This is a genomic window from Microcystis sp. LE19-8.1F (assembly GCF_027531715.1).
GTDB classification, from domain to species: Bacteria; Cyanobacteriota; Cyanobacteriia; order Cyanobacteriales; family Microcystaceae; genus Microcystis; species Microcystis wesenbergii_A.
Genome location: NZ_JAPZSO010000251.1, coordinates 1 through 1714, shown reverse-complemented (window position 1 = coordinate 1714; position 1714 = coordinate 1). Strand labels below are relative to the sequence as shown.

The following is a 1714-nucleotide window of genomic DNA, read 5'->3' as shown; positions in this document are numbered from 1 at the left end:
TCCTATCAAGAAACATGGTCGCCGAGCAAAAAGCCTCTTTCGGCTAGGTTTAGACCACCTTCGTCATCTTATTCTCAATCCTTCATTACCTAACTTTTCTCTTTTTCTCCAGTCCTTACATTTTTTGTCCTGTACTTAGATTGCTTTTACCAACAATTTGACTTTAGTTACCAATAATGTTGATGATTTTCAAGATTTAGAAGGTTTAGTGATTGAAAATTGGTTTCTCTAATCTGTAATTGTTCCGTGTTAATACTCGATAAATCATTTGCTCCCCCAGAAAGATGATCACTGCGTCATCGATCGCTGCCTAACGATAAGGTCTTGTCCACTCCCCTCACTTAACGAATCACTAAGTGAGAACCTCGAAAAATTCGTTAAGTGAGCAGCTCAAACCAAGTTAAGGTTCCGTCATCGATCGCTCTCTAAGGATCGGGTTATGTCCATAGTCGGTTTCAATTCTCCCCTCACTTAACGAATCGTTAAGTGAGAACCTCGAAAAATTCGTTAAGTGAGCAGCTCAAACTGGGTTAAGGTTCCGTTAGGGTGGGCTGTTCTCGATACTTTCTAACATTCGTTTGATAGCACCATCGATGGTTGCCGTACCGACGCGATTTCGGTATCCTAGCAGCCGCTCCCAAGTAGCCTGTTCTACCCTGACATACCACTCACAGCCGTTACCCGCCCTATAATTCAGCCCTTCCTTGACTTGAAATTTAGCGGCCACATCGATGGTTTTTGGGGAAAGGAAGTCCGAACCTAACATTTCTCTGTTGCCATCGTCGAAAAGGATGATGGCCGCGTAGGGATTGGGCAACGCGGTTATTTCCCCCGTCTGTCCTTTTCTGGGATGCTCACCGGTAACGGTGACAGAATTTCCCACGGTCAACCGAGTAGATTTAACTGACCCATCTTCACTTAACGATTTTTCCGTTAGGGTTTGATCCTCACTTAACGATTTTTCCGTTAACGTCCCGTCTTCTTTTTCACTTAACGATTTTCGATGCCGACCGATGTTAGTGGTGTCCATGGTCGAGACAGTCCCGTGTTTGGTCTGATAAATTCTTTGTCTCTCACTTAACGATTCGTTAAGTGAGAGACGCAAACGATTGACCAGATCGGCGGAAACAAAACATAATTTGGCAATACGGTTGTTACTATAGCGCGACCATTCCCCGTCCTGCAAGAGCATCAACACCGCCCGCCGTTTATCGGTATGGCTGCGTCTGAGACCGTGATGGGCATTCGCCCCGACCGAGTAGAGGATCGCATCGCGTCTGGTTCCCCGACGGATATCGACGGCGATTGCAGGTAATTCCAAAGACTGGGCGGCCAAGAGCCGGTGAAACCCATCGGCTAACCAATAATCGCTGCCATCCCAGAACACCAACACGGGGGGAAAACGATCGCCGGAACGCATATCCTCGGCATATTCAGCGACGGTGAGTTGATTGATCGTCGCTCTCGGTTGTGTACCGCCGTCGGTACGGATCAGAGCGATGGTCAAATATTCGGGCGCAGGGTCTTCCCGATCGGATTTCGTTAAGTGAGGTTCGGGGATTAGATCGCAGGACAGAAAAAACTCGCAGTGAAATAGCCGGTTGTCGGTGGTGAGAATCCAGCCGTTCCCCTTAAACTCTCTGACCTCGAAGGTTTTGCCGGCGGCTTCGGGATGGTTCCCATTTATGGTAACGGTGTCACCAACCTTCAAATC

The 1714-nt window shown here is 47.7% G+C and carries 1 protein-coding gene and 1 pseudogene; one reads left to right on the top strand and one right to left on the bottom strand.

Features of this window, described 5'->3' with window-relative positions; translation table 11 throughout:
* Positions 1-139, top strand: a pseudogene (locus O9334_RS22590) (IS4 family transposase); the annotation flags it as partial.
* 402 nt (positions 140-541) lie between these two features.
* Here O9334_RS22590 and O9334_RS22585 read toward each other — a convergent pair.
* The coding region (locus O9334_RS22585; protein WP_502846553.1) for a ParB N-terminal domain-containing protein at positions 542-1714 on the bottom strand (1173 nt) is incomplete at its 5' end.